This is a genomic window from Nocardioides sp. Z30_9, from assembly GCF_058215735.1.
Genome location: NZ_JBZAJF010000003.1, coordinates 76,313 through 100,687, shown reverse-complemented (window position 1 = coordinate 100,687; position 24,375 = coordinate 76,313). Strand labels below are relative to the sequence as shown.

Here is a 24,375-nt window from a genome sequence, read left to right as displayed (position 1 = left end):
ATGACCACGACCGCACCCGAGCACGCCGAAGGCGCGACGACCCACGACATCGTCTACGACGTCAAGGGCGTCACGCTCCGCTTCGGCGGTGTCACCTCGCTGAGCAACATCTCCCTGGAGATGCGCCGGGGCGAGATCCTGGCGGTGATCGGGCCCAACGGCGCTGGCAAGACCTCGCTGTTCAACTCGCTCACCGGGGTCTACACCCCCCAGGAGGGCACCATCACCCTGGCTGCCCGGGTCGGCGACTCGATGCAGAGCGTGCTCGGCAAGAAGACGCACGTGATCAACCGGATGGGCGTGGCCCGCACCTTCCAGAACATCCGGCTGTTCCCGGCGCTCACCGCGCTGGAGAACGTCAAGGTGGGGGTCGAGACCCGGCAGAAGGCCGGCCCGATCGCGGCGATGCTGGGGATGCCCTGGCAGCGGCGCGAGGAGCGCGAGTCGACGGAGAAGGCCTACGAGCTGCTGCGGTTCGTGGGGCTCACCCGTCGCGCCAACGAGCTCGCCGGCTCGCTGGCGTACGGCGAGCAGCGGCGCCTCGAGATCGCCCGCGCCCTCGGGACCGACCCCGGCGTGATCCTCCTCGACGAGCCGGCCGCGGGCACCAACCCCGTGGAGAAGCAGGAGCTGGCCGCGCTGATCCAGAAGATCAACGTGGAGGACAACATCTCGGTGCTGCTGATCGAGCACGACATGAAGCTCGTGATGTCGGTCGCGCACCGCCTGATCGTGCTGAACTTCGGCGAGAAGATCGCCGAGGGGACCCCCGAGCAGATCCAGCGCGACCCCGCGGTGGTCGCCGCCTACCTCGGCACCTCCGAGGACGAGGCGCAGGCGATGACCGAGGGCCTCGAGGTCCACGCGATCGAGGTGGACGAGTCCGTCCTCGACGAGCCCGGCGCCCCCACCGGCACCGACCCCCAAGGAGAGAAGCGATGAGCCTGCTCGAGGTCGATGACATCGAGGTGCGCTACGGCGCCATCCGCGCGCTCAAGGGCGTCTCCTTCCATGTGGAGGAGGGCGAGGTCGTCGCGCTGCTCGGCGCCAACGGCGCGGGGAAGACGACCACCCAGAAGACCGTCTCGGGGATGATGCGGCCCTCCCTCGGCGAGATCCGGTTCGACGGCCTCCGGATCGACGGGCTGCCCGCGCACGACCTGATCAGCCTGGGCATCTGCCACGTCCCCGAGGGCCGGCGGGTGTTCCCCCGGATGACGGTGGCCGAGAACCTCGAGATGGGCGCCTTCCGGTTCAAGCGGCCCGACCAGCAGGTGCTCGCGCGCTGCTACGAGTACTTCCCGCGGCTGTTGGAGCGCAAGGCACAGCTGGCCGGGACGCTGTCGGGTGGTGAGCAGCAGATGCTCGCGATCGCGCGCGCCCTGATGGGCAAGCCCCGGCTGCTGCTGCTCGACGAGCCCTCGATGGGGCTCGCCCCGCTGATCGTGCGCCAGATCTTCGACATCGTCCGCGAGATCAACTCCACCGGGGTCACGGTGCTGATCGTGGAGCAGAACGCCGCGCAGGCGCTCTCCCTGGCCGACCGTGGCTACGTGCTGGAGACCGGCGAGCTGGTGCTCTCGGGCACCGGCCAGGAGCTGCTGGCCGACGACCGCATCCGCGCCGCCTACCTCGGCGAGGAGATCACCGCCTGAGCGGTGGCCCCCCTCAGCGATTGAGGTGTGATAGCGGCAGCCCTCCGGGCCGACTGGTGCGTCCCATCCGCGCGGATCGCGGCATGGTCGGGCGGATGCCCGCTGAGCGGAATGGTCGGGCAGAGCCCGTATGGCGGCCGTGGAGTGCGTTCAGGAACCATCCGACCAGTTGGGAGCCCAGGCAACGAGTCGGTCAGCGAACCCGTCGGTGTCGTGGGGCGAGCGAATCGGGCGACCGCGGTAGAAGGATGTGCCGCTGCGGGCAGTCAACGTAAGTTGACGACCATAGAGAAGTCAACTAGGGTTGACCGCATGGCCGATGTTGATCTTGCATGGATCACCGAGCACACCGATCCCCTCCAAGCGTTGCGCGAAGCGACCGCGCTGCGCCGCCGACTGGAAGGACACGAAGAGGTCCTGGTCCACCGTGCCCGCGTGTCAGGGACCACGTGGGCGCAGATTGCCGAGGCGCTCGGCGTCTCGAAGCAAGCCGTCCACAAGAAGTACGGGGGCCGGCACCTGTTCGGCCGCACGGAGGCATGACGATGATCAACTCGCTCCTTGACGATCTGTCAGGACGAACAGCGCAACGACTCGGCGCTGGACAGCGTGGTGTCGTGGTGGTGGGTGCGCTGCACGGCAGGCAGTCCGCAGTGCACGGCGCAGATCCCGGCACGCAGTTCGAGATCGGTTCCATCACCAAGACGTTCACCGCGCTCGCCTTGGCCCAGCTCGCCGTGCGCGGCGTCGTGGGGCTGGACCAACCCCTGAGCGACCTCCTACCTCGTGACATCACGGCCCCCCAGCGCGGCGGCGAGGTCATCAGGCTGAGGCACCTGGCCTCCCACACTTCTGGGTTACCAAGGCTTCCCAAGGGGACCCTGCCACGGGGCCTGTTGCGAGCAGACCCCTACGCCGGATGCACCGGCGAGCTCCTGATGGACGGGTTGCGGCGCACCCGTTTGCGATCGGTGCCCGGCACCCGCTTCTGCTACTCCAACCTCGGCGCCGGCTTGCTCGGATTCGTCCTGGCACGCCACACCGAGACCGACTACGACTCGCTCGTCCAGGCCGAGATCTGCCGGCATCTGGGCATGACAGACACCCGCGTGGTCCTCGATCTCGAAGGCGCAGCCCGGTTGGCCCCCGGTCACTCCCGCACGGGACGACCACGCCCACCGTGGCACCTGGCCGCCCTCGCCGGTGCCGGCGGCCTTCACTCGACGGTTCCCGACCTGCTCAGGCTCGCGCGGGCCCACCTCGGCCCCGCCCCCGAAGAACTCGCCGAAGCGATCGCTCTCAACCGCACGACCGCGCACCGCATCAACGCACGAGCTGCGATCCATCCCGGCTGGATCGCAGCCAACCTGCCCCGCACCCAGCATCGAGTCATGTTCCACAGTGGCGGCACGGGTGGATATCGCAGCCTGCTGGCTATAGCCCCCGAACACGGCGCCGCAGTCGTGATCCTCAACGCCAACAACCGACCCGTGGATCGTCCCGGCCTCAAGCTGCTCGGGCAGATCATCGACTCCGGACCCGGATTCGGGTCCGATCCCGTCCCGGCCGCCGCCTGACCGACCTGACGTGGGTAGAGAGCTCGGCGAAGTAGCGACCGGTCGCAGTCGGCGGAGTCAGCCAACGGATCCCGCGCATTCACGTGCTCCCGCCCTGCGGCGCACGACTCCGGATGCAACGGATGATCGCCTCAACTAACCGATGCGTCCGACGTCAGAGGCACAACATGCTCGGCACTATCACACCTCAATCGCATAGGGGGGCGGTGGCGGCGCGGCCGCGATCAGAGTCGGCGTCAGGGCTGGCGGCGGTACGCCGGCGCGACGCCCTTGATCGCGTCGCCCATCCGGTGGATCCGCAGGGCGTTGGTCGATCCCGGGATGCCCGGAGGCGCTCCGGCGATGATCACCACGAGGTCGCCCTCCTTGACCCGCCCGATCTTGAGCAGCTGCTCGTCGACCTGGCGGACCATCTCGTCGGTGTGCTCGACCCTCGCCGTCAGGAAGGTCTCCACGCCCCAGCTCAGCGAGAGCTGGGAGCGGACCACGGACTCGGGGGTGAACGCCAGGACCTGGATCCGGCCCCGGTAGCGAGCCAGCCGTCGCGCGGAGTCGCCGCTCTGGGTGAACGCGACGAGGTACTTCGCACCGACCCGCTCGGCCACCTCGGCTGCGGCCTTGGCGATCACGCCACCACGGGTCTTCGGCTGCCAGTCGATCGCGGCCATGTGGTGCAGCTCGTGGTCCTCGGTCGAGCTGATGATCCGTGCCATCGTCCGCACGGTCTCGATGGGGTACTCCCCCACGCTGGTCTCCCCGGAGAGCATCACCGCGTCAGCGCCGTCGAGGACCGCGTTGGCGACGTCGGAGGCCTCGGCACGCGTCGGTGCCGGGTTGGTGATCATCGACTCGAGCATCTGGGTCGCCACGATCACCGGCTTGGCATTGCGCCGCGCCTTCTCGACCACCCGCTTCTGCAGGAACGGGACGTCCTCGAGCGGGCACTCCACGCCCAGGTCGCCGCGCGCCACCATGAAGCCGTCGAAGGCCTTGATGATCTCGTCGAGGTTCTCGATGGCCTGCGGCTTCTCGATCTTGGCGATGACCGGCAGCAACACACCCTCCTCGCGCATGATCTTGCGGACGTCGTCGGCGTCCGCGGCCGAGCGCACGAAGGACAGGGCGATGAAGTCGACCGTCAGGTGCAGGCCCCAGCGCAGGTCCTCGATGTCCTTCTCCGACATCGCCGGCACGCTCACCGGGACACCGGGGAGGTTGATGCCCTTGTGGTCGCTGACGCGCCCTCCCGTGACCACGACCGTGTGCACGTCGGTCCCGCTGACCTCGACCACCCGCAGGCGCACCTTGCCGTCGTCGATCAGGATCTGGTCGCCCGCGCCGACGTCCCCAGGAAGCCCGGGGTAGGTCGTGGGGGCGACCTCGTTGTCGCCCTCGATGTCCCGGGTCGTGATGGTGAAGGACTGACCGGTGGTGATCCGGGTCGACCCCTCCCGGAAGCGACCGAGCCGGATCTTGGGGCCCTGGAGGTCCACGAAGATCCCGACCCCGTGGCCGCTCTCGTCCGAGGCCTGCCGCACCCGGCGGTAGATCTGCTCGTGGTCGGCGTAGGTGCCGTGACTGAGGTTGAGCCGGGCCACGTCCATGCCGGCGTCGACGAGCTCACGGATCCGTTCCGCGGATGAAGTAGCCGGACCAAGGGTGCACACGATCTTTGCTCTTCGCACCCGCCGACCCTATCCGGCCGGACTTGAACGATCCAAGGCGACCGCCCACCAGATGCGCCCGGGTTCCCTGCCGGGGACCCGGACGCATCGGTGCGGTCAGTCGATCAGGCGGTCAGCGGCCGCTCGGCCGGCGAGACCGGCGCGTGCAGCGTCGTGGTGCCGGTGAGCCAGGTGTCGACCGCGGCTGCGGCCGCGCGGCCCTCGGCGATGGCCCAGACGATCAGCGACTGGCCACGGCCCACGTCACCGGCGACGAAGACGCCCTCGACCGAGGAGGAGTACCCGTTGTCGCGGGCCACGTTGCCGCGCTCGTCGAGCTCCACGCCCAGCTGCTCGATGAGTCCTTCGCGCTCCGGACCGGTGAAGCCCATGGCGAACAGCACCAGCTCGGCAGGGATCTCGCGTTCGGTCCCCTCGACGTCCTGGAACTTGCCGTCCTTGAACTCCGCGTCACAGACCCGCAGCGCCCGGACGTTGCCGTCCTCGTCGCCGAGGAACTCCTGGGTGGAGATCGAGTAGACGCGCTCGCCGCCCTCCTCGTGTGCCGAGGAGACGCGGAAGAGCATCGGGTACGTCGGCCAGGGCTGGTTGCCCGGACGGGTCTCCCCCGGCCGGTCCATGATCTCCAGCTGCGTGATCGACTTCGCGCCCTGACGGATCGAGGTGCCCAGGCAGTCGGCGCCGGTGTCGCCGCCGCCGATGATCACGACGTTCTTGCCGGCAGCGCTGATCTGTCCCTCGACCGTCTCGCCGAGCGAGGCCCGGTTGGACTGCGGCAGGAACTCCATCGCCTGGTGGATGCCGCCGAGGTCACGCCCCGGTGCGGGCAGGTCGCGGGCAGCGGTCGCGCCCATCGCCAGCACGACGGCGTCGTAGCGCTCCAGGAGCGCCGGTCCGGTCATCGCGGCCCCGACGTCGACGCCGGCGCGGAACACGGTGCCTTCGCGCCGCATCTGGTCCAGCCGCCGGTCGAGGACCTTCTTCTCCATCTTGAACTCGGGGATGCCGTAGCGCAGCAGGCCGCCGATCTTGTCCGCGCGCTCGTAGACCGCGACGGTGTGCCCGGCGCGGGTGAGCTGCTGCGCGGTGGCCAGCCCGGCAGGGCCGGAGCCGATCACCGCGACGGTCTTGCCCGAGAGCCACTCAGGTGGCTGGGGGCGTACGGCGCCGGAATCCCATGCGCGGTCCGCGATCGTGACCTCGACGTTCTTGATCGTCACGGGGTCCTGGTTGATGCCGAGCACGCAAGCTGTCTCGCACGGAGCGGGGCAGAGCCGGCCGGTGAACTCGGGGAAGTTGTTCGTGGCGTGCAGCCGCTCGATCGCCGCGTCCCAGTCGTCGCGCCAGACGAGGTCGTTCCACTCCGGGATGATGTTGCCCAGCGGGCAACCCTGGTGGCAGAACGGGATGCCGCAGTCCATGCAGCGTCCGGCCTGGGTCTTGATGATCGGCAGCAGGGCCCGGCCCGGCCCACCGGGGTAGACCTCGTTCCAGTCCTGCTTGCGCTCCTCGACCGGGCGCCGCTCGGCGACCTCGCGGCCGTTCTTGAGGAAGCCCTTGGGGTCAGCCATGAGCAGGCACCTTCCTTGATGCAGTGACTTCGGGCACGGACCGGCTCTCACCCATGTAGCGAATCCATCATCGCGGTGGCGACCTCGTTCTCCTCGAGCCCGTCGGCCTCGGCCTTCGCCTTGGCCTCCATCACGACGCGGTAGTCCCGCGGGATCACCTCGGTGAACCTGGTCAGCGCGGTCTCCCAGTCGGCGAGCAGCTCCTCGGCGATCTCGGAGCCGGTCTCCTCCAGGTGCGTGCGCACCAGGTCCTCGAGCTCGCCGGCCGCGTCGCCGCTGACCGGGCCGAGCTCGACGAGCTCCTTGTTGACCCGGAAGTCCTTGAGGTCCAGGACCCAGGCGACACCGCCGGACATGCCGGCGGCGAAGTTGCGCCCGGTTTTGCCGAGGACGGCGACCCTGCCACCGGTCATGTACTCGCAGCCGTGGTCGCCCACGCCCTCGGTGACCACGGAGGCCCCGGAGTTGCGGACGGCGAAGCGCTCCCCCACACCTCCGCGGATGAAGATCTGCCCCGAGGTCGCGCCGTAGGCGATCGTGTTCCCCGCGATGATCTGCTTGGACGCCTCGAAGGTGGCGGCGCGGTCGGGACGTACGACGATCCGGCCTCCCGAGAGCCCCTTGCCGACGTAGTCGTTGGCGTCGCCCTCGAGCCGCAGGGTGATCCCCTTGGGCACGAACGCCCCGAAGGACTGCCCCGCCGAACCGACCAGGGTGATGTCGATGGTGCCCTCCGGCAGCCCTTCGCCCCGGTAGCGCTTGGTCACCTCGTGACCCAGCATCGTGCCGACGGTGCGGTTGACGTTGCGGATCGACACCTGGGCCCGGACCGGCTCACCGTTCTCCAGCGCGTCCGCGCTGAGCCGGATCAGCTCGACGTCGAGCGCCCGGTCGAGACCGTGGTCCTGCGGCTTGACGTTGCGCCGGGCCGTGTCCTCGTGCAGCTCGGGCACGTGGAAGATCGGCGAGATGTCCAGCCCGGCGGCCTTCCAGTGGTTGACCGCCTCGGCGGCGTCGAGCACGTCGGCGTGGCCGATCGCCTCGTCGAGACTGCGGAAGCCGAGCTCGGCGAGCAGCTCACGAACCTCCTCGGCGACGTACTCGAAGAAGTTGACGACGTGCTCGGCCTTGCCCGCGTACCGCTCACGCAGCACGGGGTTCTGCGTGGCCACTCCCACCGGGCAGGTGTCGAGGTGGCACACCCGCATCAGGATGCAGCCGGAGACGACGAGCGGAGCCGTGGCGAAGCCGTACTCCTCGGCGCCGAGCAGGGCCGCGACGATGACGTCCCGGCCGGTCTTGAGCTGGCCGTCGGTCTGCACCACGATCCGGTCGCGCAGGCCGTTGAGGAGCAGCGTCTGCTGGGTCTCGGCCAGGCCGAGCTCCCAGGGTCCGCCGGCGTGCTTGAGCGAGGTCAGCGGCGCGGCACCCGTGCCACCGTCGTGACCCGAGATCAGCACCACGTCCGCGTGCGCCTTCGAGACACCCGCGGCGACCGTGCCCACCCCGACCTCGGCGACGAGCTTGACGTGCACGCGCGCCGACGGGTTGGCGTTCTTGAGGTCGTGGATCAGCTGGGCCAGGTCCTCGATGGAGTAGATGTCGTGGTGCGGCGGCGGGGAGATCAGGCCGACGCCCGGCGTGCTGTGCCGGGTCTTGGCCACCCACGGGTAGACCTTGTTGCCCGGCAACTGCCCGCCCTCGCCCGGCTTGGCGCCCTGGGCCATCTTGATCTGGATGTCGTCGGAGTTGGTCAGGTAGTCGGAGGTGACACCGAAGCGTCCCGAGGCGACCTGCTTGATCGACGAGCGCCGCTCGGGGTCGTAGAGACGCTCCGCGTCCTCGCCGCCCTCACCGGTGTTCGACTTGCCGCCGAGCCGGTTCATCGCCACGGCCAGCGTGGTGTGCGCCTCCTCGGAGATCGAGCCGTAGGACATCGCGCCGGTGGAGAACCGCTTCACGATCTCGGAGACAGGCTCGACCTCGTCGATGTCGATCGGCTCGCGGCCGGTGGCCTCGGAGTCCTTGAACCGGAACAGCCCGCGCAGCGTCATCAGCCGCTCGGCCTGTCCGTTGACCCGGGCGGTGTACTGCTTGAACACGTCGTACTTGCCGGCCCGGGTGGAGTGCTGGAGCCGGAAGACGGTCTCGGGGTCGAACAGGTGCAGCTCGCCCTCGCGGCGCCACTGGTACTCCCCGCCGACCTCGAGCTCGCGGTGGGCCGGGGCGATGCCGCCGACGGGGTACGCCGTGCGGTGCCGCAGCGCGACCTCCTCGGCGATCACGTCGAGGCCGATGCCACCGAGCTTGGAGGTGGTGCCGGTGAAGTACTGGTCGACGAGCTCCTGGGAGAGGCCGAGGGCCTCGAAGATCTGCGCGCCGGTGTAGGAGGCGACGGTGGAGACGCCCATCTTCGACATCACCTTCAGGACGCCCTTGCCCAGCGACTTCACCAGGTTGGCGACGGCCTTCTCGGGCTCGACCTTGACGTAGTAGCCGTCGCGAGCGAGGTCCTCGACGGTCTCCATCGCCAGGTAGGGGTTGACCGCCGCGGCGCCGTACCCGATCAGGGTGGCGACGTGGTGCACCTCGCGGACGTCACCGGCCTCGACGATGACGCCGACCTGGGTGCGGGTCTTCTCGCGCACCAGGTGGTGGTGCACGGCTGCGGTCATCAGCAGCGAGGGGATCGGCGCCTTGGTGGCGTCGCTGTGCCGGTCGGAGAGCACGATCACGCGGGCTCCGGCCGCGATCGCCTCGCTGACCTCGGTGCAGATCTCGGCGAGCCGGTCGGCCAGGGCGGCCCCGCCGCCCTTGACGTCGTAGAGACCGCGGGAGACGTGGGTGATGAACCCCGGCATGTCGCCGTCGTGGTTGATGTGCCGGATCTTGACCAGCTCGTCGTTGGTGATCACCGGGAACGGCAGCACCACCTGCCGGCACGAGGCCGGCGTCGGGTCGAGCAGGTTGGCCTCGGGGCCGATGGTGCCGTTGAGGCTGGTCACCAGCTCCTCACGGATGGCGTCCAGCGGCGGGTTCGTCACCTGCGCGAACAGCTGCGCGAAGTAGTCGAACATCAGCTTGGGCCGGTCGCTGAGCACGGCGATCGGGGTGTCGGTGCCCATCGAGCCGATCGGCTCGGCCGAGGTGTTGGCCATCGGCGTCAGCAGGACGCGCAGCTCCTCCTCGGTGTAGCCGAAGATCTGCTGGCGCCGGGTCACCGAGGCGTGCGAGTGGATCACGTGCTCACGGTCGGCGATGTCGGCGAGCTTGATCAGCCCGGCGTGCAGCCACTCGTCGTAGGGGTGCTCCTCGGCGAGCTCGGTCTTGATCTCCTCGTCCTCGATGATCCGGTGCTCCTCGGTGTCCACGAGGAACATCCGGCCCGGCTGCAGCCGGCCCTTGCGGACCACCTTGGCGGGATCGATGTCGAGTACGCCGACCTCGCTGGCCAGCACGACGAGGCCGTCGTCGGTGACCCAGTAGCGCGAGGGACGCAGGCCGTTGCGGTCCAGGACGGCTCCGACCTGGGTGCCGTCGGTGAACACCACGCACGCGGGCCCGTCCCAGGGCTCCATCAGCGCGGAGTGGAACTCGTAGAACGCACGGCGCTTGGCGTCCATCTCGGTGTGGTTCTCCCACGCCTCCGGGATCATCATCAGCACCGCGTGGGGCAGGCTGCGACCGCCGAGGTGCAGCAGCTCCAGCACCTCGTCGAAGGAAGCGGAGTCCGAGGCGCCGGGGGTGACGATCGGGAACAGCCGCTCGAGGTCGCCCGGGATCAGGTCGGAGTCGAGCAGCGCCTCGCGGGCGCGCATCCAGTTGCGGTTGCCCATCACGGTGTTGATCTCGCCGTTGTGGGCGATGAACCGGAACGGGTGCGACAGCGGCCAGCTCGGGAAGGTGTTGGTCGAGAAGCGGGAGTGCACGACGGCGATGGAGCTCTCGACGCGCTCGTCGACCAGGTCGGGGAAGACGTGGTCGAGCTGGTCGGTGGTGAGCATGCCCTTGTAGGCGATCGTGCGGCTCGACAGCGACGGGAAGTAGGCGTCGGTCTCGCGCTCGGCGCGCTTGCGCAGGCAGAAGGCCAGCCGCTCCAGGCCCATGCCGAGGATCCGGCTGCCGGTGGCCGCCACGAACAGCTGGACGAAGGTGGGCATGCAGTCCAGGGCCGTCTGTCCCAGGGAGGACGGGTCGGTCGGGACCTCGCGCCAACCGAGGACGGTGAGCCCCTCCTCCGCGGCGATCTCCTCGATGCGGTCGCGGATCTTCGCGACCTGCTCGGCGTCACCGGGGATGAACGCGGTGCCGGCCGCGTAGGAGTTCTTCGCCGGCAGGTCGAAGTCGACGACCTCGCGGAAGAACTTGTCAGGGACCTGCATCAGGATCCCGGCGCCGTCACCGGAGTTCGGCTCGGCGCCAGCGGCACCGCGGTGCTCGAGGTTGCGCAGGGCTGTCAGCGCCATGCTGACGATGTCGTGGCTGGGAACGCCCGTGAGTGTGCCCACGAAGGCCACGCCACAGGCGTCGTGCTCGTGCGCCCCGTCGTAGAGCCCCTGGGGCGGCGGGAATGCCTGCATGTGCATTCTCCCGTCGTCGATCGGCGCACTCCGGGTGACCCACGGGAGGTGCGAGGTGAGTGAGCATGCGTGTGCTGCTGGGACGACATTGGCCCATGCGGATTTTCAGCCTACAGGAGGTCTTCGGGGTGCTCCCAGCCCGATTCGCGAGACGAACTTCTCACTCTGCGGGCGGTTCAGGCGGCGTCGTCGACCGCGGCCGGGCTCCGGCGGCGGCGTACGAGATCGACACCGGTCATCACCAGCGCCAGCGCGGAGAACGCGAGCAGCACGGCGGCCCGCTCCGGGTGCACCAGCGAGGTCGCGAGGACCACCACGAGGAAGACCACGCACCACTCCTCGCGGGCGCCGTACTTCAGGCCCACCAGGACCGCCAGGCCGACGGCGAGACGGACCAGGGTGAGCACCAGGAACCACAACGGCAGGTCGTCCTTGAACAGGTCGAGCACCCCGAAGAGCATCAGGGCGGGCACAGCGCGCACGGCCCAGACCAGCGTCCAGGCCCGCGGCTGCTCCTCGGGCTTCTCCCGCGACGGGCTGTCGGCCTGGCTCACGGCGCGTCGCCCGTGGAGCGGGGTGCCACGGACGGCGTGCCGGTCTCGGACGGCTCGCCGCCGGTGGGGCCGTCCACCGGCTCCCGGCCCTCGCGGTACGGCGAGGGCTCCCGGCCCGGGCCGCCGCGGTGCCGCAGCGTCGTCACCACGAAGTACGCCGCCGCCAGCGTGAACAGCACGATGGAGGTCCACACGTTGAACCGCAGGCCGCCGACGTCCTGGAGCTCGACCGGGTCGATCCGCAGGTCCTCGATCCAGCCGCGGCCCAGGGTGTAGAGCATCACGTAGAGCGCGAACACCCGCCCGTATCCGAGCCGGAAGCGCCGGTCGGCCCAGAGCAGCAACGCGATCGCAGCCAGGTTCCACAGAGCCTCGTAGAGGAACGTGGGGTGGAAGGTGGCGAACTGCTCGTAGCCGCTGGGGCGGTGGTCCGCGTCGATCTCCAGGCCCCACGGCAGGGTCGTCGGCTTCCCGAACAGCTCCTGGTTGAAGTAGTTGCCGAACCGGCCGATCGCCTGGGCGAGCAGCAGGCTGGGGGCCAGGGCGTCGGCGGCCGGGCGGACCAGGATGCCGTTGCGCCAGCAGTAGAACCAGGCGCCGAGCAGCCCACCCGCGATCGCGCCCCAGATCCCCAGGCCGCCGTTCCAGATCTGCAGCGCGCCCCAGGGGTCCTTGCCCTCGCCGAAGTAGAGCGCGTGGTCGGTCGCGACGTGCCACGCCCGGGCACCGATCAGTCCCGTGGGCACCGCCCACAGGGCGAGGTCGCCGATCTGGCCGGGCTGGCCACCGCGAGCGACCCAGCGCCGCTCACCGGTCCACACGGCGGCCACGACGCCGAGGATGATCGCGAGGGCGTAGGCCCGGATCGGCAGGGGCCCGAGGTGCCAGACACCCTCGGACGGGCTCGGGATGGACAGCACGGTCATCTGTGCGACTAGCTCGTTCATCGGTCCGCCTTCAGGATCGTGCGCAGGTCCTCGGCCATGTCCGCGGGCGAGGTCGCCCCCGTCCAGACCAGGTCACCGGCAGCCTCGCGCACCGAGACCACGACCGTCGAGTGGTCGACCTCGTAGCCGCCGCTCGGCAGCTTGCGGCCCTTCTTGACGTGCACGGACATCGGCTCGGCAAGGGCGTTGATCTGGTCCAGCGAGCCGGTCACGCCGATGAAGGTGGGGTCGAACCGGTCCAGGTAGGTGCGCATGGCGGAGCGGGTGTCACGGGCGGGGTCGGTGGTCACGAACGCGACCTGCAGCTGCTCGCGCTCGGACTCGCTGAGCCTGGTCATCGCCGAGGCGATGGTGCTCATCACGACCTGGCAGATGTCGGGGCAGTTGGTGTAGCCGAAGAACACCAGGGTCCGTCGCGGCTGCTTCGACAGGTCGAACGGCTTTCCTTCGGTGTCGGTGAGCTCGATCGCCGGGACGGCGTACGGCTTCGGCAGCGCGATGCCCTTGTAGCCGTCGTCGTTCGAGCTGGTGACCGTGGCCGCGGGACCGGTGTCCTCGGTCGCGCCGCAGCCCACGAGCAGCAGCGCCGTCACCGCGGCCACGAGCCCTCGAGCGGCCCGGCTAGCCACGGCGCACCCCGGCGGCGAGGTCCTCGGTGAGCGTGGCCAGCGCCTTGAGGCCGGCCGCGTGGTCGGGCCCGTCCAGCAGGGTCCTGACGAAGGCCGAGCCCACGATCACCGCGTCCGCGTAGGCGGCCACCTCCGCCGCCTGGTCACCGTTGGAGACCCCGAGCCCCACCCCGATCGGGAGGTCGCTCACCGCGCGGGTGCGGGCGACCAGCGGGCCGGCGAGGTCCGAGGTGGTCGCCCGGGCACCGGTCACCCCCATCACCGCGGTCGCGTAGATGAAGCCCCGGCAGGCCTGCGCGGTGTAGCGCAGGCGCTCCGGCGTCGACGACGGAGCCACCAGGAAGATCTTGTCCAGGTCCCGGGCGTCGGCCGCGGCGATCCACTCCCCCGCGGAATCGGGAGTGAGGTCGGGGGTGATCAGGCCCGCGCCGCCGGCGCTGGCGAGGTCGGCGGCGAACCGGTCCACGCCGCTGCCCTGCTCACCGCTCCTGCGGCCGTAGTGCTCCACCGGGTTCCAGTAGGTCATCACCACGGTCGGGGTGTCGGTCGCGGCGACCGCCTCCACCGTCCGCAGCACGTCGCTGGTGCGGACGCCGCCCTCGAGGGCCTGCAGCGCCGCGGCCTGGATGGTGGGGCCGTCCATCACGGGGTCGCTGTAGGGCAGGCCGACCTCGATGATGTCGCAGCCGGAGTCGACCATCACCTTCATCGCCTCGATCGAGCCCGCGACGGTCGGGAAGCCGGCGGGCAGGTAGCCGACCAGCGCGGCGCGGCCCTCGTCCCGGGTCCTCGCCAACGCGCTCGCCGTGCCCACTGGGTTGCTCACTTCGCACCCTCCGCGATCTGTCGTTCAGTTGCGGGCTGCGGGGTGCCGTCGGTGCTCGCCTGGCCCAGCCCGAACCACTCGATGGCCGTGCCCATGTCCTTGTCGCCGCGCCCGGAGAGGTTCACCAGGATCGTCGACCCGGGGCGCTCCCGGGCGAGCTCGACCGCTCCGGCGACCGCGTGCGCGGACTCGATCGCGGGGATGATCCCCTCGGTGCGCGCCAGCAGGGCCATCGCGTCCATGGCCGCAGCGTCGGTCACCGGCCGGTACGTCGCCCGGCCCGTGTGGGCCAGGTGGGCGTGCTCGGGGCCGACCCCGGGGTAGTCGAGACCGGCCGAGATCGAGTGGGACTCCACTGTCTGCCCGTCCTCGTCCTGGAGCACGTAGGTGCGCGCGCCGTGGAGCACACCGACGTCACCGGCCCAGATGGTCGCGGCGTGCCGATCGGTGTCGACGCCGTCGCCGGCGGCCTCGAACCCGAAGACGTCGACGGACTCGTCCTTGAGGAAGGCGGTGAACAGGCCGATCGCGTTGGACCCGCCACCGATGCACGCCACCACCGAGTCGGGCAGCGCGCCGGTGAGCTCGAGGCACTGCTCACGCGCCTCGTCGCCGATCCCGCGGCAGAAGTCGCGGACCATCGCCGGGAACGGGTGCGGGCCTGCCGCGGTGCCGAAGCAGTAGGCGGTGTGGTCCACGCTGGAGACCCAGTCACGGATCGCCTCGTTGATCGCGTCCTTGAGGGTGCGCGACCCCGAGGTCACCGGAATGACCTCCGCGCCCAGGAGCTGCATCCGGGCCACGTTGAGCGCCTGCCGGTCGGTGTCGACCTCGCCCATGTAGACGGTGCACTCCAGCCCGAGGTACGCCGCAGCGGTCGCCGTCGCGACCCCGTGCTGCCCGGCACCGGTCTCGGCGATCATCCGGGTCTTGCCCATCCGCTGGGTGAGCAGCGCCTGCCCGAGCACGTTGCGGATCTTGTGCGCTCCGGTGTGGTTGAGGTCCTCGCGCTTGAGCAGGATCCGGGCACCCGCGTGCTCGCTGAGCCGGGTGGCCTCGAACAGCGGGCTGGGCACCCCGGCGTACTCCCGCAGCAGCCGGTGGAACTCGTCGGTGAACGTCGCGTCGGCCATCGCGTCCTGCCAGGCCACCGTCAGCTCGTCGAGGGCGGCCATCAGCGCCTCGGGCATGAAGCGACCACCGAAATCGCCGAAGCGGCCCTCGGCGTCGGGGCCGTCCAGGTGCGGCTCTGGGCTCATCGGACCTCTCCTCCTGCAACTGCGCCTGCGGCCCTGATCGCGGCCACCGCGGCGCGGGGGTCACCATCCTTGACCAGCGCCTCGCCGACGAGCACCACGTCGGCTCCTTCGGCGGCGTAGCGCGCCGCGTCCTCGGGTCCTGCGACCCCTGACTCGGCCACCTTCACGACGTCGCCGGGAAGCTGTGTCGCCAGGCGCCCGAACACGTCGCGGTGGACCTCGAGGGTCTTCAGGTTGCGGGCGTTGACCCCGACGAGGTCGGCGCCCACCTCGAGGGCGCGCACCAGCTCGTCCTCGTCGTGCACCTCGGTCAGCACGGTCAGTCCCAGCTCCCGGGCCTGCTGGTGCAGCTCCCCCAGCAGCGACCCCTCGAGCGCCGCGACGATCAGCAGCACCAGGTCGGCACCGGCGGCGCGTGCCTCGTGGAGCTGGTAGCCGGTGACCACGAAGTCCTTGCGCAGCACCGGCGTGGGCACGGCTGCGCGCACGGCACGCAGGTCCTCCAGGCTGCCGCCGAAGCGGCGCTGCTCGGTGAGCACCGAGATCGCGGCGGCACCCCCCTCGGCGTACGCCGTGGCGAGGGCAGCCGGGTCGGCGATGTCGGCCAAGGCCCCCTTGCTCGGGGAGCGGCGCTTGACCTCCGCGATCACCGAGAGACCCGGCGCGCGGAAGGCCGGCATCGGGTCCCGCGGCGCGGGCAGCTCCCGGGAAGCGGCGACGAGCTCGGCCTCGGTGGTGCGCGCCTGGCGCACGGCGAGGTCCTCGCGCACGCCGGCGACGATGTCGTCGAGCACGGACATGCAGGGACCCCCGAAGCGAGCTGAAGACGGACGTGGATGAGGGACTGCGCCGAGGCAGCCGTCAACCCCAAGGTTCTCACACACGGGGGAATGGATAGATTCGTGTGGTCTAGGGCGACACGCTTGGGCGTACTGCGAAGGGACACCAGATGAGCAACGACTACCCACCTCCCGGTTCCGGCCAGGACCCCGACGACGAGTCCCGCCAGCCGCCACCGCCGCCCGGGCCGCAGTGGAACCCGCAGTCCGCCGGCACCCCGCCGCCGAGCTACGGCGAGTCCGAGCCCCCCGGGTACGGCCAGCCCGGCTACGGGCAACCCGACTACGGGCAGCCTGACTACGGGCAGGGCCAGCCCCCGGCGTACCCGCCGCCGCCCCCCGGCGCACCCGGCAACTACAGCCAGGGCGGCTACGGGCAAGGGGGTTACGGCCAGGGCGGCTACGGCCAGGGCGGCTACGGGCAGCCCCAGCAGACCTCCCCGCTGGCGATCGTCTCGCTGGTCCTCGGCATCGTCGGCATCTGCTGCGGCCAGCTGTTCGTGCTGAGCATCGGTGCCATCGTCACGGGGTTCATCGCCCGCACCCAGATCAAGCAGTCGCCCCAGCTCAAGGGTGACGGGCTCGCCCTCGCCGGCCTCATCGTCGGCGTCATCGGCATCCTGGTGGGCATCGGCTACTGGGTGCTGTTCGCCGTGGGTGCGCTCGACGGCGCGGTCACCCTGGACACCCCCTGACCGGAAGCCGGTCCGGCTAAGGGGCCAGCCAGCTCCCCCAGGCGAGGTTGCGGAGCACGCTGAACGCGACCACCGCCACCACGGCGAGCCCGATCCACACCGCCGTGAGCCGGCGTGCCCGGGCGGGCACCCGGGCACGGGCGGTTGTGCCGCCCGACCACGCGCGCGCGGCCCACCGCGACCACCAGAGCAGCAGCACCGGCACGGCGAGCACGAACAGCAGGTTGCTGCTCAGCGCACCGAGGAGATCTGCGTTCGTCAGGTCGTTCACGGCTCGCAGGCCACCGCAACCGGGGCAGTACTGACCGGTCAGCGCCAGCCAGGGACAGCCTCCCCAGCTGCCCGAGACGTGCGGGTCCCGGAAGTGCAGCGCGAGTGTGGACCCGCCGATGATCGCCGCGGTGACCACGGGTCCGCGCATCCGCTCCCGGCGCGTCCGCGCCGCCGGCGAGGTGCCGGGTTCAGGGAGCCAGGTGGCGGGGTGCTCCATGCGTCACGAGCAGGCGGTCAGTGCCTGCTGCTGCCGTAGCCGATCTTGGTGAGGATGCCGAAGACGACCAGGCCGATCGGGACCAGCACCACGCCGACCCAGAAGGTCAGCCAGCTGCCGGCCATCAGGCCGATGCCGCCCACCACGAACCCAGCGAGGGCCACGACGACCGCTGTCCACGCTGCTGGGGTGTTGCCGTGGTTGTCGGACATGGAGCTCCTCGGGTCGTCGGTTGCGTAGGGGGGTGGCTACGTCTGCTGCATTCTAGTGGGGCCGCAGCCGGGAGCGCGCCAGCGGTCACCCACGGCCGGTGTCGGTGGGATCGCGTCCCTCGTCCTGGGCGCGCCACAGGTCGCGCTCCGGCTCCAGACCGCCCTCACCGACCGTGGACGCCGGGGCCCCGGGGGCGTCGTACCGGCTGCCCATCTCGGGCCACCGGCCGACCAGGCGTACGGCGAGGGCCGCCGGGACCAGCGCCACGACCGCGCACACGGCCGTGGTCACGAACCAACCGTTGAACCCGGTGTCGGGGGCTCCGCGGCCCATCAGCTCGTCGAAGGAGTCCCGGGCGGCGTCGGGAAGGGTGAGGTAGCCGGCGATGACCGAGCCCACCAGGGCGAGAGCCGCGACCAGGGTCAGCCATGCGAAGACCCGGCGCACCAGTCCGCGCGTGACCAGCAGCACTCCCCAGGTGGCCAGCAGGACCAGGCTGACGGCAGCGGCCAGCGGATACCGGGTGCCGGCGTCCATGGCGGCCACCGCGCCGTCGCCGGAGGAACCGTGCCCGCCTCCACCTATCCAGGGCTTGGCGCTGCCGACCGCGGCCAGGACCGAGGAGGCGAGGCCGAGCAGGACCACGGGACCGAACGTGCCGCGTCCCGGTGCCGGTTCAGTCACCGGGAGGCCCACCGAGCAGGAGGTCGCGGTCGAAGCAGGTGTCAGCGCCGGTGTGGCAGGCGGCCCCGGTCTGGTCGACCTTGACCAGCAGGGTGTCCCCGTCGCAGTCCAGCCGGACCTCGACCACGCGCTGGGTGTGCCCGGAGGTCTCGCCCTTGACCCAGTACTCCCCGCGCGAACGGCTCCAGTAGGTGCCGCGACCGGTGGTCAACGTGCGGTGCAGCGCCTCGTCGTCCATCCAGCCGAGCATCAGCACGGTGCCGGTGTCGTGCTGCTGGACCACGGCGGGGACGAGCCCGTCGGGGGTGCGCTTGAGTCGCGCGGCGATGGCGGGGTCCAGCCCGGGCGCGGCCGCGGGACCTGGCTGGGACGACTGGCGGTCAGTGGTGCTCACTCCCCCAGTATCCGTGACCGGTGTCCGAGACCCGCCCCGGGCGCGCTACGGCCCGCCCGGGTGCCCGTCCCGGCTGCCTTCTGGACATTCTTCCGGGCATTCTTCCGGGCAGCCGAACGGGCAGCCACCCGGGGTGAGTGGCTGCCCGTCCGGAGGGGGTCAGATGTTGATCAGAGGTTGATGGGACGCAGCACGCGGTCGATGCCGTGGGCGATCTGGCGGCTGTTCTTGTTGATGTTGCGCGCGTTCTTCTTGATCACGGCGTTGCGGGCGTCGGGGTCGCGGTCGACCAGCGCGATCCGGCCGTGCTTGCGCACGTTGACGCCCAGGGTGGCGCCCTGAGCCGTCTTCAGGGTGGCGCCGTCGGCCTTGCGGGCCTGGGCGTAGGTGATCCGGGCCCCCGGGACCACGTGGTAGAGCAGCACCTGCTCGATCGTGTCGACGCCCGCGGCGGCGACGAGCCTGTTGAAGGTGCCGGACTCCCGCGCGGGCAGCTTCCCGGTGAGGCTGTGCACGAGGCGGCGGAAGGCACGGTCGGTCGGCAGGAAGGCCGTCAGGGTCACCGAGCCGTCCGCGAGCACGGCCACCGCGCTGTCCGGCTTGGCCTTCAGCACCGCACCGACGGCCTTGTCGAGCACGTCGTAGTCACCCCAGTTGCGGTCGAAGCGCTGCCCGTCGGCGGCGAGCACCGTGGCGAGGCTGCGCTGCTTGAGGGCCTTGCCCGTTTGGGCGGGCGCCGGGGCCGCGCTCGCGGCGTTGGCTGGAGTAGCGGGAAGCACCGTGAACATCGTTCCGACCACGGCAGCAGCGAGGGACGAGCTGAGCAGTTTCTTCATGGGATGTGCCTTCCTCGGGTGGATGGGCGGCCGGGTTCGGTGGTTTCCGACCCGCTCCATACGAGGTCTTCGGTGCCCGTGTCCCCGCGGTTTGGCGCGAGGTTGAAGTTTCTTCGACTTTTTTTCGGCTACCGGGACTGCTGGGCCACCCAGGAGGTGTGCAGCCGGGCGTACACGCCGGGCACGCCGTCGTCGTCGTGCTGGTGGACCAGCTCGGCGTGCGGGCCGCGCTGGACCACGCGCCCCTGGTCGAAGACGATCACCTCGTCCGCGCTCTCCGCGGTGGAGAGCCGGTGCGCGATCGTCACGCTGGTGCGGCCGGACATCAGCCGCTCGAGGGCACGTCCGATGCGCATCTCCAGGGCGGGGTCGACCGCACTGGTCGCCTCGTCGAGCACGAGCAGGTCGGGATCGGCGAGATGGGCACGGAGCAGGGCCACCAGCTGCCGCTCCCCCGCGGAGAGGGACTCACCGCGCTGCCCGACGCGGGTGTCGAGTCCCCACGGCAGCCCGTCGAGCCAGTCCCCGATGCCGAGCTCCTCCGCCGCGGCCACGATCTCCTCGCGGGTGGCGTCGGTGTCGCCGTACCGGACGTTCTCGAGCAGGGTGGAGTCGAACAGGAAGCCCTCCTGCGGCACCAGGACGACCCGCCTGCGCAGGGAGGCGAACTCGACCTCGCGGATGTCGACGCCGTCGAGGCGCACCACCCCCGAGGTGGGGTCCATCAACCGGGTGAGCAGCTTGGCGAAGGTGGTCTTGCCGGAACCGGTCTCCCCCACCACGGCCACCCGGCTCCCGGACTCGAGGTGCTCGGTGACCTCGCGCAGCACGAGCGGGCCCCCGGGGTAGCCGAAGGAGACGTCCTCGAACTCCACGTCCATCGCACCGCGCGGCAGCGACTGCCCCGCGGGTCCGGGATCGTCGAGGTCGGCGGGGGTCTCCAGGATGCCGATCACCCGGCGCCAGCCCGCGATCGCGTTCTGGGCGTCGGTGAGCACCTGGGTGCCCATCTGCACCGGGCCCACGAACAGCGTGACCAGGAACGCGAACCCGATCACCTCACCGGAGGTGATCTTGTCGTCGAGGCCGAGCATGATCCCGAGGATCAGCACCCCCGCGTTGGCCAGGCCGGCCGAGACGCCGCCGAGGCTGAACGAGAACGCGGTCAGGCCCTGTGCCTTGGTGGCGGCGACCCGGTTGACCGTGATCGCCTCGTCGATGCGCTCCTGGGTGCGCTCCTCGATCCCGTAGGTGCGCACCGTCACCGCGCCCACCACCGGCTCGGAGATCGCGGACAGCATCGCGCCCACCGAGCGCCGGACCACCCCGTAGGCGGCGGAGAGCCGCTTCTGGAAGTAGCCCAGCGAGAGGAACAGCGGCAGGAAGCAGATCCACACCAGGATCGTGAGCTGCCAGGAGTAGAACAGCATCACCACGGTCGCGAGCAGCACCTGACCGACGCTGATGATGCCGAAGACGCCGCCGAAGACCAGGAACTGCGAGACCTGGTCGACGTCGCTGGTCACCCGGGAGACCAAGGCCCCGCGGTGCTCGGTGTTCTGGGTCAGCAGGGGCAGGTCGTGCACGTGCCGGAAAGCCTTGATCCGCAGCGTGGCCAGTCCCCGCTCGGAGGCGGTGAACAGCCGCGCAGTCATGAAGTACGACGAGACTCCCGTCGCCACGATCGCGAGCGCCGCGAGCACCGCCATCGTGCTCACGAAGGACACGTCGACGCCGTTCGGGCCGTTGAGCCCCCGGTCCAGGGTCTGCTGTACCGAGATCGGCACCACCACCCGGCCGGCGGTGCCGATCACCGCGAGCAGCAGCGTCCAGCCGTAGCCGGCCGAGAGCTCGGGCGAGAACGCCAGCCCTCGCCGGATCGTCTCGATGGCGCCGATCTCCTCGCCGCTGTCCACGCTCGTGCCGAGGGCGGTGAGGTCGTCCGGCTCGAGGTCGGCTCCGTCGGAGCTCGTCGTCGCGGTGCTCACGGGGCCACCTCCTCGGTCTCGTAGGCGTTGACCAGCGTCGCGTAGTCGGGGTTGCGTCGCAGCAGCTCCTCGTGGGTGCCGCGATCGGCGATCCGGCCGTCGTGGAGGAAGAGCACCTCGTCGGCCAGCGCGATGGTCGCCTTGCGGTAGGCGATCAGCAGCAGCGTGGAGTCGCCTCCGCGACGGCGCATAGCCTCCAGGATCCGGGCCTCGACCTCGGGGTCGACGGCCGAGGTGGCGTCGTCGAGCACGAGCAGTCGCGGGCGGCGTACGAGCGCGCGGGCGAGGGAGAGCCGCTGCCGCTGCCCACCGGACAGCGTCGCGCCACGTTCGCCGAGCCGGCTGTCGAGGCCGAGCGGCAGCGCCGCGACGAACCCGTCCGCCTGGGCCGTGCGCAGCGCCTCCCAGACCTCTTCGTCGGGCAGGTCCGCGCCGAGGGTGACGTTGCCGCGCACGGTGTCGTCGAAGAGGAACGCACTCTGCGGCACCAGCGACACGTGGCCCGCGAGCTCACCGGGCGCGAGGTCGCGCAGGTCCTGCCCGTCCACCCGGATCGATCCGCGGTCGGGGTCGACGAGCCGGGTGACCAGGGAGGTCAGCGTGCTCTTCCCCGACGCCGTGGCGCCGACGACCGCCACCGTGCGACCGGGCGGCACCGAGAAGTCGACCTCCTCGAGCAGGCGCTGGCCCTCCACGTAGGTGTAGCCGAGCCCGTCGACCTCGAGCGCGATGCCCTCGGGCCGCGACGACATCCGGGCGTCGCCGTACGTCGTGTCGCTGACCGTGTCCAGCACCCGGTGCACCCGCTGGTAGCCGACCACCGAGCGCGGGAACTCCCCCAGCAGCCACCCGATCGACCTGATCGGGAAGGCCACGATCGTGAGCAGGTACGCCACCGTGACCACGTCACCGGGGTCGGCGGCGCCGGAGCGCACCCGCAGCACGCCCACACCCAGCACCGCGAGCACCCCGAGGTTGGGCAGGCTCTCCAGGAAGGGGTCGAACGCAGCGCGGATGCGACCGGCCCGGATGCCCTCGTCGCGCAGCACCCGCGCCTTGGCCGCGAAGCGGTCGGTCTCCTCACTCTCCCGGCCCAGCGTCTTGACCACCATGGCGCCGTCGAAGGACTCGTGGGCGATCTCGCTGAGCTCTGCGCGCAGCGCCTGGATCCTGGTGAAGATCGGCGAGGACATCCGCTGGAACCAGACGTTGACCAGCATCACCAGGGGGAAGACCAGCAGTCCGACCACGGCCATCGCGATGTCGGTGAACAGCATCTGGGCGATTGCGATCACCATCATCGCCAGGGTGCCCACCGCCATCGGCAGCGGCGCGATCGGCGCCCAGGCCGCCTCGACGTCGGAGTTCGCGTTGGAGAGCAGCTCACCGGTCGGGTGCTTGTGGTGCCACGACATCGGCAGGTCGAGGTACTGGCGGGTGACCTCGCGGCGGTAGGCGGCCTGCATCCGGTACTGCATGATCCCCGCGCCCAGCCGTCGCGCCACGATGCCCACGGCGCGCAGGATCGCGACGCCGAGGAACAGCGCGAGGATGGCGATCAGCCCGCCGGTGGTGGTCGCCCCGGTCTCGAAGGCGGGCAGAACGACGTGGTCGGTCGACCAACCCAGGACCCAGGCGTCGGCCACGGTGAGCGCGCCGAACAGCACGCTGCCGAGCGTGGACAGGGTGAACACCCAGGGTTCACGCCGGATGGCGACCCCGAGCACGCGGAAGCCGCCCAGCAGCGTGGAGGCGGTCTTGGCGCTGCTCAAGGACGCAGCGGTTCAGGTGAGGTCGACACAACGAGTGCAACCCTAGAAGGGGGTCCATGCATTCCACACATCACCTTCCGTGTGCTGCGACTGCCGGGTCGTCCAACAGGGTCGAGCGCCCCTAGGATCACTACATGGAGCCGATGTCGCGCACTGAGCGCGCAGCCCTCTGCAACACCGCGCTCGAGTCCGGGGAGCATGCCCCGACCCTGTGTGGCGGCTGGACCGTCAAGGACCTGGTGATCCACCTGCTGGTCCGCGAGCGCGATCCGATCGGCGCATCGGGGATCCTGGTGCCGAAGCTGGCAGGGGTGACCGAGCGTGCCTCGCGCCGCCTGCACCGGCAGGACTTCACCGCGCTGGTCGAGCGGGTGCGGAGCGGACCGCCGAAGTGGTCCCCGATGGCGGTCCCGCCGCTGGACCGCGCGGTGAACACGTTGGAGTACTTCGTCCACCACGAGGACATCCGCCGGGCGGCCCCGGGCTGGGCGCCGCGCGAGCTGACCGACCGGGAGCAGAAGGCGATCTGGAAGTCCGTCGCCGTGGCCGGCCGGGGCCTGGTGCGTGGGGTCGAGGCTCCCGTCGAGATCCGCTGGTCCGCCCCGAACGGGCCGCGCACGGCGGTCCTGCGCAAGGCGCCCGGCAAGGACACCGGCCCCGCCGTGGTCAGCGGTCCCCCTGCGGAGCTGGCGCTGTTCCTGTTCGGGCGGGACCAGTACGCCGGCCTGGAGCTCACCGGTCCCGAGGACTCGGTGGCCGCACTGCGCGGGGCGACGCTCGGCCTCTGAGCCGGTCTGGGTCCCTGAGGACCGCCGGGAGAACCGCCGGGTCCGGCAGGGCCACGAGGTGCTCACGCACGCCCGCGAGGAACTCGGTGCCGAGGGCGGTGACCGAGAGCTCCTTGCGCTTGGCGCCGGTGCGGGGAGCGTCGACGTCGCTGCTGCTCAACAGACCGGAGTCCTCGAGCCGCTTGAGTGTCCGGTAGAGACCTCGCTCGGTGACCTGCCACCCGGTGGCGTCCGTGACCGCCTGCGCCACGGCACCGACCCCCACCGGCTGCTGCCCGGCGACCACGGCCAGGATGACCGGGGTGAGCATCGACTTCTTGTAGGTCTCGACCCACGAGTCGACTCGGTGGGAGACCCACTCCTCGCTCTCGCCGGGACGCCGCCCGGACACGC

At 70.7% G+C, this 24,375-nt stretch carries 23 protein-coding genes; 6 read left to right on the top strand and 17 right to left on the bottom strand.

The genetic code is table 11. From position 1 onward, the window contains the following. The 4 genes from AC4BGB_RS19015 (at position 1) to AC4BGB_RS19000 (ending at position 3,232) form a co-directional block, all read left to right on the top strand. On the top strand, positions 1-942 hold the full coding sequence (locus tag AC4BGB_RS19015) for an ABC transporter ATP-binding protein (RefSeq protein WP_490548558.1): 942 nt from the start codon (positions 1-3) through the stop codon (positions 940-942). Further along, positions 939-1,655, top strand: a complete 717-nt coding sequence (locus AC4BGB_RS19010; protein WP_490548557.1) for an ABC transporter ATP-binding protein — start codon at positions 939-941, stop codon at positions 1,653-1,655. The genes AC4BGB_RS19015 and AC4BGB_RS19010 overlap by 4 nt, the downstream gene beginning before the upstream one ends. A gap of 312 nt (positions 1,656-1,967) precedes the next feature. Beyond that, positions 1,968-2,198: a hypothetical protein gene (locus AC4BGB_RS19005; protein ID WP_139071059.1), complete on the top strand. Its 231-nt coding sequence runs from the start codon at positions 1,968-1,970 to the stop codon at positions 2,196-2,198. Positions 2,199-2,200: 2 nt separating this feature from the next. Beyond that, entirely contained in the window at positions 2,201-3,232 is a 1,032-nt protein-coding gene (locus AC4BGB_RS19000; RefSeq protein ID WP_171896708.1) for a serine hydrolase domain-containing protein, read from the top strand. A gap of 236 nt (positions 3,233-3,468) precedes the next feature. On the opposite strand, the gene pyk is transcribed toward AC4BGB_RS19000, so the two are convergent. The 9 genes from pyk to trpC all read right to left on the bottom strand — a co-directional run bounded on the left by pyk (position 3,469) and on the right by trpC (position 16,083). After that, positions 3,469-4,917 carry a pyruvate kinase gene (gene pyk, locus AC4BGB_RS18995; protein WP_490548556.1) on the bottom strand — a complete coding sequence of 483 codons (1,449 nt, stop codon included), beginning with the start codon at positions 4,915-4,917 and terminating at the stop codon, positions 3,469-3,471. Between the two features lie 104 nt (positions 4,918-5,021). Then, positions 5,022-6,488: a glutamate synthase subunit beta gene (locus tag AC4BGB_RS18990; RefSeq protein ID WP_490548555.1), complete on the bottom strand. Its 1,467-nt coding sequence runs from the start codon at positions 6,486-6,488 to the stop codon at positions 5,022-5,024. A gap of 47 nt (positions 6,489-6,535) precedes the next feature. After that, a complete protein-coding gene (gene gltB, locus AC4BGB_RS18985) occupies positions 6,536-11,068 on the bottom strand; it encodes a glutamate synthase large subunit (protein WP_490548554.1) in 4,533 nt (1,510 codons plus the stop codon). A 176-nt stretch (positions 11,069-11,244) separates the two neighbouring features. Further along, positions 11,245-11,622, bottom strand: coding sequence for a hypothetical protein (locus AC4BGB_RS18980; RefSeq protein WP_490548553.1), 378 nt, complete (start codon positions 11,620-11,622; stop codon positions 11,245-11,247). Then, on the bottom strand, positions 11,619-12,569 hold the full coding sequence (gene lgt / locus AC4BGB_RS18975; protein ID WP_490548552.1) for a prolipoprotein diacylglyceryl transferase: 951 nt from the start codon (positions 12,567-12,569) through the stop codon (positions 11,619-11,621). The genes AC4BGB_RS18980 and lgt overlap by 4 nt, the downstream gene beginning before the upstream one ends. Continuing rightward, positions 12,566-13,198, bottom strand: a complete 633-nt coding sequence (locus tag AC4BGB_RS18970) for an SCO family protein (RefSeq protein WP_490548551.1) — start codon at positions 13,196-13,198, stop codon at positions 12,566-12,568. Before AC4BGB_RS18970 ends, lgt begins: the two co-directional genes overlap by 4 nt. Beyond that, positions 13,191-14,024 carry a tryptophan synthase subunit alpha gene (trpA, locus tag AC4BGB_RS18965; RefSeq protein ID WP_490548550.1) on the bottom strand — a complete coding sequence of 278 codons (834 nt, stop codon included), beginning with the start codon at positions 14,022-14,024 and terminating at the stop codon, positions 13,191-13,193. The genes AC4BGB_RS18970 and trpA overlap by 8 nt, the downstream gene beginning before the upstream one ends. Next, positions 14,021-15,283 carry a tryptophan synthase subunit beta gene (trpB, locus tag AC4BGB_RS18960; protein ID WP_490548549.1) on the bottom strand — a complete coding sequence of 421 codons (1,263 nt, stop codon included), beginning with the start codon at positions 15,281-15,283 and terminating at the stop codon, positions 14,021-14,023. Before trpB ends, trpA begins: the two co-directional genes overlap by 4 nt. Continuing rightward, positions 15,280-16,083: an indole-3-glycerol phosphate synthase TrpC gene (gene trpC / locus AC4BGB_RS18955; RefSeq protein ID WP_490548548.1), complete on the bottom strand. Its 804-nt coding sequence runs from the start codon at positions 16,081-16,083 to the stop codon at positions 15,280-15,282. The genes trpB and trpC overlap by 4 nt, the downstream gene beginning before the upstream one ends. Before the next feature lie 149 nt (positions 16,084-16,232). On the opposite strand from trpC, the gene AC4BGB_RS18950 reads away from it, so the two are divergent. Continuing rightward, a complete protein-coding gene (locus tag AC4BGB_RS18950) occupies positions 16,233-16,817 on the top strand; it encodes a DUF4190 domain-containing protein (protein WP_490548547.1) in 585 nt (194 codons plus the stop codon). Positions 16,818-16,833: 16 nt separating this feature from the next. On the opposite strand, the gene AC4BGB_RS18945 is transcribed toward AC4BGB_RS18950, so the two are convergent. From AC4BGB_RS18945 to AC4BGB_RS18915, 7 genes are all read right to left on the bottom strand, one after another. Next, the gene (locus AC4BGB_RS18945) at positions 16,834-17,307 is read right to left on the bottom strand and encodes a DUF2752 domain-containing protein (protein WP_490548546.1); all 474 of its coding nucleotides are present in this window, start codon (positions 17,305-17,307) and stop codon (positions 16,834-16,836) included. 17 nt (positions 17,308-17,324) lie between these two features. Then, complete coding sequence (locus AC4BGB_RS18940) at positions 17,325-17,519, bottom strand: HGxxPAAW family protein (RefSeq protein ID WP_490548545.1); 195 nt, start codon at positions 17,517-17,519, stop codon at positions 17,325-17,327. 85 nt (positions 17,520-17,604) lie between these two features. After that, positions 17,605-18,204: a Trp biosynthesis-associated membrane protein gene (locus tag AC4BGB_RS18935; protein ID WP_490548544.1), complete on the bottom strand. Its 600-nt coding sequence runs from the start codon at positions 18,202-18,204 to the stop codon at positions 17,605-17,607. Beyond that, positions 18,197-18,598: a phosphoribosyl-AMP cyclohydrolase gene (gene hisI, locus AC4BGB_RS18930; protein ID WP_490548543.1), complete on the bottom strand. Its 402-nt coding sequence runs from the start codon at positions 18,596-18,598 to the stop codon at positions 18,197-18,199. Before hisI ends, AC4BGB_RS18935 begins: the two co-directional genes overlap by 8 nt. 170 nt (positions 18,599-18,768) lie before the next feature. After that, a complete protein-coding gene (locus AC4BGB_RS18925) occupies positions 18,769-19,434 on the bottom strand; it encodes a fasciclin domain-containing protein (protein ID WP_490548542.1) in 666 nt (221 codons plus the stop codon). A gap of 128 nt (positions 19,435-19,562) precedes the next feature. Next, positions 19,563-21,422, bottom strand: coding sequence for an ABC transporter ATP-binding protein (locus tag AC4BGB_RS18920; RefSeq protein ID WP_490548541.1), 1,860 nt, complete (start codon positions 21,420-21,422; stop codon positions 19,563-19,565). Beyond that, positions 21,419-23,194 carry an ABC transporter ATP-binding protein gene (locus AC4BGB_RS18915; protein WP_490548540.1) on the bottom strand — a complete coding sequence of 592 codons (1,776 nt, stop codon included), beginning with the start codon at positions 23,192-23,194 and terminating at the stop codon, positions 21,419-21,421. The genes AC4BGB_RS18920 and AC4BGB_RS18915 overlap by 4 nt, the downstream gene beginning before the upstream one ends. A gap of 134 nt (positions 23,195-23,328) precedes the next feature. On the opposite strand from AC4BGB_RS18915, the gene AC4BGB_RS18910 reads away from it, so the two are divergent. Then, positions 23,329-23,982: a TIGR03085 family metal-binding protein gene (locus AC4BGB_RS18910; RefSeq protein WP_490548539.1), complete on the top strand. Its 654-nt coding sequence runs from the start codon at positions 23,329-23,331 to the stop codon at positions 23,980-23,982. On the opposite strand, the gene AC4BGB_RS18905 is transcribed toward AC4BGB_RS18910, so the two are convergent. Further along, positions 23,927-24,373 carry a PadR family transcriptional regulator gene (locus tag AC4BGB_RS18905; RefSeq protein WP_490548538.1) on the bottom strand — a complete coding sequence of 149 codons (447 nt, stop codon included), beginning with the start codon at positions 24,371-24,373 and terminating at the stop codon, positions 23,927-23,929. The genes AC4BGB_RS18910 and AC4BGB_RS18905 overlap by 56 nt on opposite strands. Positions 24,374-24,375: the final 2 nt, after the last annotated feature.

What these genes read in the sequence shown, in the direction of transcription:
- AC4BGB_RS19000 (WP_171896708.1), top strand. Translation starts at nt 2,201, where the DNA reads ATGATCAACTCGCTCCTTGACGATCTGTCAGGACGAACAGCGCAACGA.
- AC4BGB_RS19010 (WP_490548557.1), top strand. Translation starts at nt 939, where the DNA reads ATGAGCCTGCTCGAGGTCGATGACATCGAGGTGCGCTACGGCGCCATC.
- AC4BGB_RS18950 (WP_490548547.1), top strand. Translation starts at nt 16,233, where the DNA reads ATGAGCAACGACTACCCACCTCCCGGTTCCGGCCAGGACCCCGACGAC.
- AC4BGB_RS18945 (WP_490548546.1), bottom strand. Translation starts at nt 17,307, where the DNA reads ATGGAGCACCCCGCCACCTGGCTCCCTGAACCCGGCACCTCGCCGGCG.
- AC4BGB_RS19015 (WP_490548558.1), top strand. Translation starts at nt 1, where the DNA reads ATGACCACGACCGCACCCGAGCACGCCGAAGGCGCGACGACCCACGAC.
- AC4BGB_RS18910 (WP_490548539.1), top strand. Translation starts at nt 23,329, where the DNA reads ATGGAGCCGATGTCGCGCACTGAGCGCGCAGCCCTCTGCAACACCGCG.
- gltB (WP_490548554.1), bottom strand. Translation starts at nt 11,068, where the DNA reads ATGCAGGCATTCCCGCCGCCCCAGGGGCTCTACGACGGGGCGCACGAG.
- AC4BGB_RS18925 (WP_490548542.1), bottom strand. Translation starts at nt 19,434, where the DNA reads ATGAAGAAACTGCTCAGCTCGTCCCTCGCTGCTGCCGTGGTCGGAACG.
- lgt (WP_490548552.1), bottom strand. Translation starts at nt 12,569, where the DNA reads ATGAACGAGCTAGTCGCACAGATGACCGTGCTGTCCATCCCGAGCCCG.
- AC4BGB_RS18990 (WP_490548555.1), bottom strand. Translation starts at nt 6,488, where the DNA reads ATGGCTGACCCCAAGGGCTTCCTCAAGAACGGCCGCGAGGTCGCCGAG.
- AC4BGB_RS19005 (WP_139071059.1), top strand. Translation starts at nt 1,968, where the DNA reads ATGGCCGATGTTGATCTTGCATGGATCACCGAGCACACCGATCCCCTC.
- trpC (WP_490548548.1), bottom strand. Translation starts at nt 16,083, where the DNA reads ATGTCCGTGCTCGACGACATCGTCGCCGGCGTGCGCGAGGACCTCGCC.
- AC4BGB_RS18940 (WP_490548545.1), bottom strand. Translation starts at nt 17,519, where the DNA reads ATGTCCGACAACCACGGCAACACCCCAGCAGCGTGGACAGCGGTCGTC.
- trpB (WP_490548549.1), bottom strand. Translation starts at nt 15,283, where the DNA reads ATGAGCCCAGAGCCGCACCTGGACGGCCCCGACGCCGAGGGCCGCTTC.